Source organism: Chromohalobacter sp. 296-RDG, from assembly GCF_029889885.1.
Classification (GTDB): Bacteria; Pseudomonadota; Gammaproteobacteria; order Pseudomonadales; family Halomonadaceae; genus Chromohalobacter.
Window position 1 is genome coordinate 1 of sequence record NZ_JARANY010000064.1, and the last position, 13,383, is coordinate 13,383.

Genomic DNA, 13,383 nt, shown 5'->3' on the forward strand with positions numbered 1-13,383 from the left:
CTTGAGGCGCTGCAGGCTGGGATACAGCTCACCGAAGAACTGGGGCGCGTATTCCGAACGCACGCCCTTGCCGTGCTCGCCCCACAGCAGGCCGTGATAGCGCTGGGTCAGAGCGGCGACCTGGTCGGAAATCTCGCGGATCAGGGCTTCCTGCGCCGGGTCTTTCATGTCGATGGCCGGGCGTACGTGCAGCACGCCCGCATCGACGTGGCCGAACATGCCGTATTCCAGTCCGTGAGCGTCGAGCAGGGCGCGGAACTCGGCGATGTAGTCGGCCAGGTGCTCGGGCGGGACGGCGGTATCCTCGACGAAGGGAATCGGGCGCTTTTCGCCCTTGGCGTTACCGAGCAGACCCACCGCGCGCTTGCGCATGGCGTAGACACGGCCGATCGCCTCGCGGCCTTCGGCCAGGGTATAGCCCAGGCGTTCGACCTGGGTATCGGTGCCGAGGTGTGTGCAGAAGGCCTCGACGCGTGCTGCCAGGCGTTCGGGGTCGTCGTCGTTGAACTCGATCAGGTTGATGCCGTGGATATCCTCGCCCTCGGCGGGGAAGAACTCGGCCACGCCGTCCCAGACGAAATCCTCCATAGCCAGCGCCAGCACCTTGTCGTCGACCGTCTCGATGGAGGTGGGGCGCGCCTGCGGCTGGGGTGAGGTGGAGAGCGCCTGCGGCTGGGTCGATGAAGCGTCACCGCTCATCAGCGCCTTGGCGTCGCGCAGGGCGTCCATGAAGCCCCGGTAGCGGACGTTGACTAGTGTCGAGTGCGCCGGGATGGGCAGCACGTTGAGCGTCGCCTCGGCGAGGAATCCCAGTGTCCCTTCCGCACCGCACAGCACGCTGTTGAGGTCGAAGTCGCCGTTGTCACGATACAGGTGCGCCAGGTCGTAACCCGTCAGGCAGCGGTTGAGCGGCGGAAACGTGGCCGCGATCAACGCGCCTTGCGTGTCGGCGATCTCGTGGGCGGTGCGATGCGCCTCGCCGATGCGGTCGTCGCGCGCGCAGGTCTGCGTTAGCGACTCGTCGTTCAGCGGCTGGCTATGCAGGCGTTCGCCACCCAGCAGCAGCATGTCCAGCGCCAGCACATGATCGCGGGTCTTGCCGTATTCGCAGCTGCCCTGGCCGCTGGCATCGGTGGCAATCATGCCGCCAATGGTCGCGCGGTTGGAGGTCGACAGATCCGGGGCGAAGAACAGGCCATGCGGCTTGAGGGCAGCGTTGAGCTGATCCTTGACCACGCCGGCCTGGACGCGCACGCGGCGGTTTTCCACGTCGATCTCGAGGATTTGGTTCATGTGCCGTGATACGTCGACCACCAGACCATCGGTAAGCGACTGACCGTTGGTGCCGGTGCCGCCGCCGCGTGGGGCGAGCACGATGGTCTGAAACTCCTCGCGCCCGGCGAGGCGTGCCAGACAGGCGAGATCCTCGGCGTCGCGCGGATACAACACGGCCTGGGGCAGGCGCTGATAGATGGAATTGTCGGTGGCCATCACCGTGCGATTGGCGTAGTCCGGGGCGATTTCGCCACTGAAACCGGCCTGGTCGAGCGCATCGAGGAAGCGTAGGTAGGGCGTGGCGGCGCGTTTCGGGGTATCCAAGGGTGCGATCATGAAGTCTCAAGCTATCGGTCAGCGCCGGGCGACGGTTTCTGCGACCGTCTGGCCGTGCGGCGTCGTCGGGACGATACAGTCTGGGGATATTGAGGATACTTTACTGCAGCCTGCCGCGTGACGCATCCCGCCAGTTCGCTCGAGAAGGTGGGGAGCGTGGTGAATGGCGTGGCTTTTCCCTACAATGTGGGCCTATTCACGTGGCTTCATTATTTCTTTTCGACGGATAAGATCCATGCTCGATCCTAAATTGTTGCGCAGCGACCCGGCATTGGTCGCCGAACGACTGGCCCGTCGCGGCTTTACTCTCGACACGGCGCACCTCGAGACGCTGGAATCGCAGCGTCGCGAGTTGCAGACCGAGACTGAACGCCTGCAGAACGAGCGCAATACGCGCTCCAAGGCGATCGGCCAGGCCAAGGCATCGGGCGAAGACATCCAGCCCCTGCTCGACGAGGTCAGTGACTTGGGCGAGCGCCTTGACGCGGCGAAAGCGCGCCTTGCCGACGTGCAGGCGCAGTGGGACGAGTTTGCGTCGGCGCTGCCCAATCTCCCCCACGACAGTGTGCCCCAGGGGTTGGATGAAGCCGACAATGTCGAGCTGAATCGGTGGGGAACGCCGGGCACGTACGACTTCGAGGTGCGCGATCATGTCGATCTGGGCGCCAAGTTCGGCTACCTCGACTTCGAGATGGCGGCCAAGTTGACCGGCTCGCGGTTCGCCGTCATGCGCGGTCCCATCGCGCGTCTGCATCGTGCGCTGGCGCAGTTCATGCTCGATAAGCAGACCCGCGAGCACGGTTACGAGGAATGCTACGTTCCCTATATCGTCAATGACGACTCGCTCACCGGCACGGGGCAATTGCCCAAGTTCGGCGAAGACCTGTTCAAGCTGGAAGGGGAGAACGACTATTACTTGATCCCCACCGCCGAAGTGCCGCTGACCAACATGGCGCGCGAGCAGATCTTCACCCCGGCTGAATTGCCCTTGAAGCTGACGGCGCATACGCCGTGCTTTCGCAGCGAGGCCGGCGCCTATGGACGCGATACCCGTGGCATGATTCGCCAGCACCAGTTCGACAAGGTCGAGATGGTGCAAATCGTCGAGCCGGAAACCAGCTATGACGCGCTGGAGGCCATGCGTGGACATGCCGAGGCCATCCTTCAGGCGCTCGAACTGCCGTATCGCGTGGTCACCCTATGTGCCGGTGACATGGGTTTTGGCGCCACCAAGACCTACGACCTGGAAGTCTGGCTGCCGAGTCAGGAGACTTATCGTGAGATTTCTTCGATCTCCAACTGCGAGGATTTTCAGGCGCGTCGCATGCAGGCCCGCGTACGTCATCCCGAGCAGAAGAAGCCGCAGCTCGTGCACACGCTCAATGGCTCCGGCCTGGCGGTGGGCCGCTGCCTGCTGGCGGTGCTCGAAAACTATCAGCAAGCCGATGGTGCGGTGGTGATTCCCCAGGCGCTGCAGGCCTACATGAACGGTGTCGAGCGGATCAACGCCTGACCGCTAGATGCGTTGACCATGCCATTGTCCGTATGCGGGCAATGGCATGCCTCGCTACTTGGTTATAACCTTCCAACCAGACGTTCCTTCCTGCGGATAGTCTAGACCCTTATCTTTCTGGCTATATAATTTCGTTTTTTAAGTCGATTCGGGAATAAAAGACGCCATGCCTGCATCTCTCCATGACGCCACATCACGTCAACCGAGCGCCACGCCCGGTTCTGGGCATGTCGCTTTGGTAGGCGCCGGCCCCGGCGATCCCGAACTCCTGACGCTCAAGGCGCTACGCCTTTTGCAGCAAGCCGACATGGTGCTGCACGACCGGCTGGTCAGCGATGAAATCATGGCGTTGGCCAATCCCGAGGCGCGACGGCTTTATGTCGGCAAGGCACGTTCCTCACATAGCGTGCCCCAGGAAGGCATCAACCAGGCACTGGTCGATTGGGCGTGTGCCGGTCATCGCGTGGTGCGACTCAAGGGCGGCGATCCGTTCATATTCGGGCGCGGTGGCGAGGAGCTGGAAACCCTGGCCCAGGCGGGCATTGCCTTCGAGGTGGTGCCGGGCATCACGGCGGCGAGCGGCTGCGCCGCCTATGCGGGGATTCCGTTGACCCATCGCGATCATGCCCAGTCGGTGCGTTTCGTGACCGGGCATCTCAAAAACGGTGGCTGCGGTCTCGAATGGCCGACGCTGGCGCGCTCCGGGCAGACGTTGGTGTTCTACATGGGGCTGGGGACGCTGGCGACCATTCGTCACGAACTGCAGGCGCATGGCTTGCCGAGCCGGACGCCTCTGGCGTTGATCGAACAGGGCACCACGGCGCGCCAACGCGTGCATGTGGGCACGCTGGAGACGCTCCCCGCGTCAATGCTGGCGGCCATTGACGCAGGCGATATCCGCCCGCCGACATTGATCGTGGTCGGCGATGTCGTCTCCCTGCACGGCACGTTGGACTGGTTCGTGCCCGATGCTGCGACCAGCCAAGGCTGGCAAGACGGTAAGCATCCCACGCCACTGGGTAACGCCTCCAGCGTTTGATTCCAACCGTCTTCCTGCCTTCTTCAAGTGTCTACTCGATCACCGAACGTAGCATTCGATTTCTCTCTTAGTTTCTGAAGTTTTGCACTTAATTGGTGCTTTTGAGACTTTCAAGACCTTCCTGTTGGTGCATGCATATTGTCTAGCTGCGCTAAAACAGTGCGTAAAAGCGCATGCCGTCCCTTTTGTATACTTCTTAACCTCTTGTTTTTTAGGTGTTTTTAACTCTGGTGCACGAGATTGGCACATGCCTTGCGACATGTCGTGTAGACGCCATCGTGCGTCGTCGCTGGATAACACGACAACAGCGTGAGTCGCGCTGCATAACAATCAGATCCGCAAGGAGTCATTCGTGAACAAGATCTCCACTACCACTGCATTGTTGCTGTCAATGGGTATCGCGTTGCCGGCCGCTGCTCAGGAAGACGACACCATCAGGGTCGGCATCCTGCACTCGCTCTCCGGCACCATGGCCATCAGCGAGTCGACGCTGAAAGATGAAATGCTGATGCTCATCGAAGAGCAGAACGAGAAAGGCGGACTGCTGGGCAAGAAGCTCGAGCCCGTGGTGATGGACCCGGCGTCGGATTGGTCGCGGTACGCCGAGCAGGCACGCGATATGCTGACCGGCGACGATCAGGTCGACGTGATCTTCGGCGGTTGGACGTCGGCGTCGCGCAAGGCGGTGTTGCCGGTAGTCGAGGAAGAAAACGGCCTGCTGTTCTATCCGGTTCAATACGAGGGTGAGGAGTCTTCCGAAAACATCTTCTACACCGGTGCGGCGCCCAATCAGCAGGCGATTCCCGCCGTCGATTACCTGAGAAGCCAGGGCGTGGAGCGCTGGGCGCTGCTGGGCACCGACTACGTTTATCCACGCACCACCAACAAGATTCTCGAGGCGTATCTCAAGGACCATGGCGTCGCGGATGAAGACATCATGGTCAATTACACGCCGTTCGGGTTCAGCAACTGGCAGTCGATCGTCTCTGACGTCGCCGACTTCGGCAGCCAGGGCAAGAAGACCGCCGTGGTCTCGACCATCAACGGTGATGCCAACGTGCCGTTCTATACCGAGCTTTCCAACCAGGGCATCAGCGCTTCCGATATTCCGGTCGTTGCCTTCTCGGTGGGCGAGCAGGAACTCAGCGGCATCGATACCGGGCCGTTGGTGGGCCACATGGCGGCCTGGAACTACTTCATGAGCGTCGATAGCGACGCCAACTATGACTTCATCGACAACTGGGTCGAATTCACCGGCGACGACATGGCGGTGACCAACGATCCCATGGAAGCGCATTACATCGGCTTCAACATGTGGCTGGAAGCGGTGCGTGAAGCCGGCACGGCGGACGTGGATGCAGTCAAGGATTCGATTATCGGCGTCACGGTGCCCAACCTCTCCGGCGGCTCCTCGGCGATGATGCCCAATCACCACATTACTAAGCCGGTGATGATCGGCGAAATCCAGGATGACGGCCAGTTCAGCGTGGTCTGGGAAACCTCGGGCAACGTCGCGGGCGATGCCTGGTCCGACTATCTCCCGGAATCGCAGAACCTGATCAGCGACTGGCGCGCGCCGCTGCGTTGCGGAAAGCTGAACGTCGAGTCGATGACCTGTGAGGACGGCGCCGGCGCCGAGTAAGCACGCTGACGGTGGGCGCGCATCGCCCACCGTTTCCTTACACGTCATGACGCCCTGAAGGACGGGGCGCTCCCGAATCGTGCGCCGCGACCGTCGCGGCGCGAGAAGGAATCCTTCGATGACGTCAACTCACGCGACGAATGTTCAACCAAAAAGCGTGACCGTCCCACAAGTCGGCTCCGATCTCCGGCATTGTCTGACGGTCGTGGCCGCACTGCTGGTGTGGCTTGCCCTCGTCTCGCCGGTGCAGGCCGAGGTGACACCGCAGCGTGCCCAGACCTTGCTGCAGGCGCTGGATACCAATGATTTCGATGCCAAGGCCGAGGCCGCACAGGCCATCGCCGCCAGCGACGCGGCACAGAAGACACGCTGGCTGGAGGCGCTTCTCGACGGTCGCCTGGCGCGCGAGCGCCGTGGCGAGCGTTTCTACATCATCACCGATGATAGCGGCCGTGAATGGCCGATCATCGATGCCATTACGTATGAGGATGCCGGGACGGGCTCCCGACGCAGTGTCGATGCGTTTCGCATCAACAACGCGCTGCGTACCCAGTTGCAAGGCCTGATCGCCTCGCTGTCGCTTGGCGCGGGTGACGAGGCCACGCGCCTCGATGCCGCGAAACGCTTGATCGGCGAAGTCGATGCGCAGAGCGTTGATGCGGTCACGACACAGCTCGACAACGAGGAAAGCTCCGCGGTACGCGCCGAGCTCGAAACCGCACTAGCGCTGTATCGCGTGGAGCAGGGCGATGTGACGGCCCTTGAGACGTTGAGCGGCAATCTCGATACCCGCGTGCGCAATTCCCTGACGACGATTGCCAATAGCGACGCTCCGATTGCCGCCGACGCCGAGGAGGTGCTGGCCGGTATCGAGAACAAGCGTGCCTGGTACGAGCGTGGCCAGACGCTGTTCTTCGGCTTGAGCGCGGGCTCCGTGCTGGTACTGGCGGCCATCGGCCTGGCGATCACCTTCGGGGTGATGGGCGTGATCAACATGGCGCACGGCGAGTTGATCATGCTGGGCGCCTACACCACCTGGATGATCCAGCAATTATTGCCCGGTCAGCCGGGTCTGGCGTTGTTGCTGGCGATTCCTGGCGGCTTTCTGGTTGCGGGGGCGTTCGGCATTCTCATCGAACGCAGCGTGATTCGTTTTCTCAAAGGCCGGCCGCTCGAGACGCTGCTGGCGACCTTCGGTATCAGTCTGATTCTGCAGCAACTGGTACGCACGGTGTTCTCGCCGCTCAACCGGCGCGTGAACTCGCCGGACTGGCTGCAGGGGGCGTGGCACCTCAACGAAGCGCTATCGTTGACCCTCAACCGTCTGGGCGTGCTGATCTTCTGCCTGGTGGTGTTCGCCGCGCTATGGGCGTTGATGCGCTATACCCGGCTGGGGCTCGAGGTACGCGCAGTGACCCAGAACCGTGCCATGGCACGTTCGATGGGGGTGCGCGCGGCGCGGGTGGACATGCTGACCTTCGGTCTGGGCGCCGGTGTGGCGGGGCTGGCGGGCGTCGCACTCTCGCAGATCACCAACGTGGGGCCCAATCTGGGGCAGAGCTATATCGTCGACTCCTTCCTGGTGGTGGTCTTCGGTGGCGTCGGTAACCTCTGGGGCACCCTGGTCGCCGGCATGTCGCTGGGCGTGATCAACCAGGTCCTGCAGCCCTGGGTGGGGGCGGTGCTGGCCAAGGTGATCGTGCTGATCGGTGTCATTCTGTTCATCCAGAAACGTCCGCAGGGTCTCTTCGCGCCCAAGGGGCGGACGTCATGAGTATCGCCGCGATGTTCAAACGCAATTCACTGCTCGATGAGCGCTCGACCTGGATCACCAGCGTCGTCCTGATCGTCGGCATGCTGGCGGTGGTCGTACTGCATGCCTTGCCGCCGGATCATGCCTGGCACTTGAACGGCTCCGTCGTCTCGCTGCTCGGCAAGTATCTGACCTACATGCTGCTGGCGCTGGCGGTGGATTTGATCTGGGGCTACTTGGGTATCCTGAGCCTGGGCCACGGTGCCTTCTTTGCCTTGGGTGGCTACGCGATGGGTCTCTACTTGACCGCTCAGCAGTCGCCATTGGCGCCATGGCAGGGTGTCATGGCTCACTTTCCCGTGGCGGCGCTCGGTGTGGTTCTGGCACCGGGGTTGCTGGCGCTGGTGTTTGGCTGGTTGGCGTTTCGCTCGCGGGTCACCGGGGTGTATCTCTCGATCATCACCCAGGCGTTGACGTTCGCGTTGATGCTGGCCTTCAACCGTAACGAGATGGGCATGGGCGGTAGCACCGGGCTGACGCGCTTCGATGAATTGCTGGGCTTTTCGCTGAGCAGCGAGAGCATGACGGTGGCGCTGTTCGTGGCCTCGGGCGTGACGGTTTTGCTGGCCTTCTGGGGTTGTAAGGCGGTCACCCGCTCGCGACTCGGCCGGGTGTGCATGGCCACGCGCGACGCCGAGGCGCGAGTGCGCTTCATCGGCTACCGCGTCGAACACGTCAAGCTGGCGGTGTTCGTGCTGTCGGCGATGATTGCGGGTATCGCCGGCGCGCTCTACGTGCCCCAGGTAGGCATCATCAATCCCAGCACCTTTGCACCGTTGTTCTCCATTGAGGTCGTGGTCTGGGTCGCATTGGGCGGCCGCGCCACGCTTTATGGAGCGCTGCTTGGTGCGCTGGTCGTCAATTATCTCAAGACGCTGCTGACCGGTGTGATGCCGGATGCCTGGCTGTTTCTCCTGGGCGGCTTGTTCGTGGTGGTCACCATGTTCCTGCCGCAGGGCGTGGCGGGCTTGATGACACATCTGCGTCGGCGTCGGGAGGTAGCCACATGAACATGACGAACAGACAACGCCTGCGCGAGTTCGCGCGTCCCGACCGTGTCTTCGATTTCATGGCGCCGGCGCGTTCGCCCGTCGACGTGCGCCATGGGCCGATTCTCTATCTCGAGGATGTCAGCGTGAGCTTCGACGGCTTCAAGGCCATCGACGACCTCAACCTGACCATCGACGACGGCGAACTGCGCTGCATCATCGGCCCCAACGGCGCCGGTAAGACCACCATGATGGACATCATCACCGGCAAGACGCGGCCCGATCGTGGCCAGGCCTGGTTCGGCAGCCGCCATAACCTATTGCAGATGGACGAGCCGCAGATCTCCAATCTGGGCATCGGGCGCAAGTTCCAGAAACCTACCGTGTTCGAGGCGTTGTCGGTGAGTGCCAATCTCGAGTTGGCGATGGCCGGCGACCGACGCGTGTGGAAGACCTTGCTGGCGCGTCTCGATCACGAGGGGCGCGAGCGCATCGACGAGGTGCTGGAGACCATCGCCTTGAGTGCCGAGCGCGACCGCCTGGCGGGAGTGCTCTCGCATGGTCAGAAGCAGTGGCTGGAGATCGGCATGCTGCTGATGCAGCGCCCGCGCCTATTGCTGGTCGACGAACCCGTGGCCGGCATGACCGAACCGGAAATGCACCGCACGGCGGATTTGATGACGCGCCTGGCTGGCCAGCAGTCGGTGGTCGTCGTCGAGCATGACATGGGCTTCGTGCGCTCCATCGCCCGCATCGTCACCGTCCTGCATCAGGGCAGCGTGCTGGCCGAGGGCAGCATGGACGAGGTCGCCAACGACCCGCGGGTGATCGACGTCTACCTGGGCGGCGATGACGACGCAGCCGATACGCGGGAGGAGGGATAATGCTCCGTGTCGACAAGCTCAACCAGTATTACGGCGAGAGCCATATCCTGCGCGATCTCTCGCTGGAGGTGCCGGAAGGGCGCTGCACCTGCGTGATGGGCCGCAACGGCGTGGGCAAGACGACCTTGCTCAAGGCCGTCATGGGCGAGGTGGCGGTGCGCGAGGGTCAGGTACGCTTCGCTGAAGAGGACCTGCTCAAGCGCCGCCCGGAGACGCGCGCCGATCTGGGCATTGGCTACGTGCCGCAGGGACGCCAGATATTCGCCACGCTGAGCGTGGAGGAAAACCTGCGCATCGGTCTGCCGGCGCGACGTAAGCGTTTGCAAGACGGGTCGGAACGCGGAATTCCCGAGCGTATCTATGAACTTTTCCCGGTACTCAAGGAAATGCGCCATCGCCGTGGCGGCGATCTTTCCGGTGGCCAGCAACAGCAGCTGGCAATCGGCCGGGCGCTGGTGATCGAGCCGCGTCTGTTGATCCTCGACGAGCCCGGCGAAGGCATTCAACCCAATATCGTCGCCCAGATCGGCGAGGTGATTCGCCGTCTCAATCGCGAGGACGGCCTCACCGTGTTGCTGGTCGAGCAGAAGCTGCCGTTTGCGCGCAAGTACGCCGATCTCTTCACGATCATGGATCGCGGCCAGACGGTCGCCGGTGGCGAAATCGGCGAGCTCGACGACGAGCTGGTCAAACGGCATCTGACGGTATGACTCACTACGAATCGCCATCGCATCTTGCTGCCAGTGAGGTGACTGCTGTGAATGCCTCCGGGCATCGTTTCGACAACCAGCGGCACTGGGCGGCATCGCTGTCACTGCGGTTCGCCGCGCGCGGCGGGCGGACACGCATGACGCGAGCGCGTCACCATGGCCCCTTGCGGGTGCAGCGGCCGTTCTATCCTGAAACGGGTCATGTCGCCGAGCTTCACTATGCCAAGTACTCGTATGCCAAGCCCCCGTATGCCGAGCCGTGTCATGTGTATCTGTTGCATCCGCCGGGCGGATTGGTCAGCGGTGACGAACTGCGTATCGAGGCCGAGGCCGAGCGCGGCGCGCATGCCCTGCTGACCACGCCGGCGGCGACAAAACTCTACCGTGCCGATCGCAATGGCGTGAGCTGGGGGCAGCACACGCATCTGAGCGTGCAACCGGGTGCGCTGCTCGAATGGCTGCCGCAGGAAACCCTGTGTTTCGACGGCGCGCGCGGCCAGCAGAGCACGACTCTGGATGTGCAAGGCGATGGGCGCTGCGTGGGCTGGGAAGTCCTGGCGCTGGGGCGCCCCGCCAGCCAATTACCGTTCGTCAGCGGCCGGGTCGAACAACGCTTCGCCTTGACGCGTGACGGCCAACCGCTGTGGCTGGAACGCCAGCCACTCGATCCCGCGCATCCGCGCTTCCAAGGCGCTTGGGGACAAGGTGGACGCACGGTGCAAGCGACGCTCTGGGCGGTGGGGTTCGACGACCCTGCCGCGGCTATCGAGATCCTGCGCGAGCAGTTACCGAGTTCGGCGCAGTGGGCGGTCACCCAGCGACTCGACGTGCTCTTGCTGCGCTATATCGGCGATTCCCGCAATCAAGCCTGGGACCTGTGCCAACAAGCCTGGGAATTGCTGCGCCCCTGGCTGTGCGGGCGCGAAGCATGTGTGCCGAGGATTTGGATGACGTAGCGGCACTTCGTGCCGGCCACGAGCTGCGGGCAACGAGCTGCGAGCTAGCATGCTGCCGAAGCCCGAAGCCCGAAGCCCGAAGCCCGAAGCCCGAAGCCCGAAGCCCGAAGCCCGAAGCCCGAAGCCCGAATTCACGAAGAGAGAGTTGCCGATATGGAATTGACGCCGAGAGATAAAGACAAGCTGCTGCTGTTCTCTGCTGCGCAGCTTGCCGAGCGACGCCGCGACCGTGGCTTGAAGCTGAATTACCCCGAGGCGGTGGCGTTGATCAGTTTCGAGATTCTCGAAGGGGCGCGTGACGGCAAGAGCGTCGCCGAACTGATGGGCTACGGCCGCGAGATCCTGACGCGTGACGACGTGATGGAAGGCGTGGCCGAGATGGTCGACGAGGTGCAGGTCGAGGCGACCTTCCCCGATGGCACCAAACTCGTAACCGTTCACTCGCCGATTGTGTAAGGGGGCTCCATGATTCCCGGTGAATATCAATTACAGGACGGCGAGATCGAGCTGTGCGCGGGACGCGAGCGGATCACCGTCGACGTCGCCAATACCGGCGACCGGCCGGTTCAGATCGGTTCTCACTATCACTTTGCCGAGGCGAACCCGGCGCTCATCTTCGACCGTGACAAGGCGCGTGGCTATCGCCTCGACGTGGCAGCGGGCACGGCGATCCGCTTCGAGCCTGGCCAGACACGTGAGGTGACGCTAATTCCCTATGCGGGACGCCGACATATCTATGGCTTTCACGGCGATGTGATGGGCAGCCTCGAGCAATCCGGTGCGGGAGAAAAGTCATGAAATCGGTTAACAAGATCAGTCGCCAGGCCTATGCCGACATGTACGGCCCAACCGTAGGCGATAAAGTCCGGCTGGGCGATACCGAGCTATGGATCGAGGTCGAGCAGGATCACACCCATTACGGCGACGAGGTCAAGTTCGGCGGCGGCAAGGTGATTCGCGACGGCATGGGCCAGAGCCAGCGCAGCGACGCCACCGTCATGGACACCGTGATCACCAACGCCTTGATCCTCGATTGGTGGGGCATCGTCAAAGCCGATGTCGGCCTCAAGCATGGCCGCATCGCGGCGATCGGCAAGGCCGGTAATCCCGACACCCAGCCGGATGTCGAGATCGTCATCGGGCCAGGCACCGAGATCATCGCCGGCGAGGGCAAGATCCTGACGGCGGGTGGTCTGGATGCGCATATCCACTTCGTCTGCCCACAACTGGTGGAAGAGGCGCTGATGAGTGGGCTTACCACCATGCTGGGTGGCGGTACCGGCCCGGCCACCGGCACCAACGCGACGACCTGTACGCCGGGCGATTGGCACCTCGGCAAGATGCTGCAGGCGGTCGACGACATGCCGATGAACATCGGCTTTCTCGGCAAGGGCAATGCCAGCCTGCCCGAGGCGCTGGAAGCGCAGCTCGAGGCCGGCGCCATGGGGCTCAAGCTTCACGAGGACTGGGGCACTACGCCGGCGTCCATCGATAATTGTCTGAGCGTGGCCGAGAAGTACGATGTTCAGATCGCGATTCACACCGATACCTTGAACGAGTCGGGCTTCGTCGAGGACACGCTGGCGGCGTTCAAGGAACGCTGCATTCATACCTATCACACCGAAGGCGCGGGGGGTGGTCACGCGCCGGATATCATCACCGCGTGCGCCAGGGACTACGTGTTGCCGTCGTCGACCAATCCCACGCGGCCTTACACCGTCAACACCATCGACGAGCATCTCGACATGCTGATGGTGTGTCACCATCTCGATCCCAATATCCCTGAGGATGTGGCCTTCGCCGATTCGCGTATCCGCCGCGAGACCATTGCCGCCGAAGACATCCTTCACGATCTGGGCGTGATCTCGATGATCGCGTCCGACTCCCAGGCCATGGGTCGGGTCGGCGAGGTGGTCTGCCGTACCTGGCAGACGGCGCACGAGATGAAGGTACAGCGTGGCCTGCTGCCCGAGGATCGTGAGCGCGGTGCCGACAACTATCGCGCCAAGCGTTACATCGCTAAGTACACGATCAATCCGGCGCTCACGCACGGTATTGCCCATGAGGTGGGCTCGGTGGAGGTCGGCAAGCTGGCCGATCTGGTGCTATGGGACTCGGCGTTCTTCGGCGCCAAGCCGGCGACGATCCTCAAGGGTGGAATGATCGCCGCCGCGCCGATGGGCGACCCCAATGCGTCGATCCCTACCCCGCAACCGGTGCATTACC

The 13,383-nt window shown here is 62.8% G+C and carries 12 protein-coding genes; 11 read left to right on the forward strand and 1 reads right to left on the reverse strand.

Annotated elements, in window-relative coordinates; genetic code table 11:
- Positions 1-1,611 (reverse strand): FAD-binding oxidoreductase (locus OP495_RS14825; protein ID WP_280570400.1); only part of this gene is annotated, 1,611 nt, incomplete at its 3' end.
- Between the two features lie 235 nt (positions 1,612-1,846).
- On the opposite strand from OP495_RS14825, the gene serS reads away from it, so the two are divergent.
- The 11 genes from serS to ureC all read left to right on the forward strand — a co-directional run.
- Positions 1,847-3,124, forward strand: coding sequence for a serine--tRNA ligase (serS, locus tag OP495_RS14830; RefSeq protein ID WP_280570402.1), 1,278 nt, complete (start codon positions 1,847-1,849; stop codon positions 3,122-3,124).
- A gap of 166 nt (positions 3,125-3,290) precedes the next feature.
- Positions 3,291-4,163, forward strand: a complete 873-nt coding sequence (gene cobA, locus OP495_RS14835) for a uroporphyrinogen-III C-methyltransferase (protein WP_280570404.1) — start codon at positions 3,291-3,293, stop codon at positions 4,161-4,163.
- A 391-nt stretch (positions 4,164-4,554) separates the two neighbouring features.
- Complete coding sequence (gene urtA / locus OP495_RS14840) at positions 4,555-5,805, forward strand: urea ABC transporter substrate-binding protein (protein ID WP_280564030.1); 1,251 nt, start codon at positions 4,555-4,557, stop codon at positions 5,803-5,805.
- A gap of 118 nt (positions 5,806-5,923) precedes the next feature.
- Positions 5,924-7,579, forward strand: coding sequence for an urea ABC transporter permease subunit UrtB (urtB, locus tag OP495_RS14845; protein WP_280564009.1), 1,656 nt, complete (start codon positions 5,924-5,926; stop codon positions 7,577-7,579).
- Positions 7,576-8,628, forward strand: a complete 1,053-nt coding sequence (gene urtC, locus OP495_RS14850; protein ID WP_280564010.1) for an urea ABC transporter permease subunit UrtC — start codon at positions 7,576-7,578, stop codon at positions 8,626-8,628. The genes urtB and urtC overlap by 4 nt, the downstream gene beginning before the upstream one ends.
- On the forward strand, positions 8,625-9,491 hold the full coding sequence (gene urtD, locus OP495_RS14855; RefSeq protein ID WP_280570406.1) for an urea ABC transporter ATP-binding protein UrtD: 867 nt from the start codon (positions 8,625-8,627) through the stop codon (positions 9,489-9,491). Before urtC ends, urtD begins: the two co-directional genes overlap by 4 nt.
- Entirely contained in the window at positions 9,491-10,201 is a 711-nt protein-coding gene (gene urtE / locus OP495_RS14860; protein ID WP_280570407.1) for an urea ABC transporter ATP-binding subunit UrtE, read from the forward strand. Before urtD ends, urtE begins: the two co-directional genes overlap by 1 nt.
- Positions 10,198-11,157, forward strand: a complete 960-nt coding sequence (locus tag OP495_RS14865; protein ID WP_280570409.1) for an urease accessory protein UreD — start codon at positions 10,198-10,200, stop codon at positions 11,155-11,157. Before urtE ends, OP495_RS14865 begins: the two co-directional genes overlap by 4 nt.
- A 153-nt stretch (positions 11,158-11,310) precedes the next feature.
- Entirely contained in the window at positions 11,311-11,613 is a 303-nt protein-coding gene (locus OP495_RS14870) for an urease subunit gamma (RefSeq protein ID WP_261507533.1), read from the forward strand.
- A gap of 9 nt (positions 11,614-11,622) precedes the next feature.
- Entirely contained in the window at positions 11,623-11,955 is a 333-nt protein-coding gene (locus OP495_RS14875) for an urease subunit beta (protein WP_280570411.1), read from the forward strand.
- Positions 11,952-13,383: urease subunit alpha (gene ureC, locus OP495_RS14880; protein ID WP_280570413.1), on the forward strand; the 1,432-nt coding region annotated here is incomplete at its 3' end. The genes OP495_RS14875 and ureC, both read left to right, overlap by 4 nt.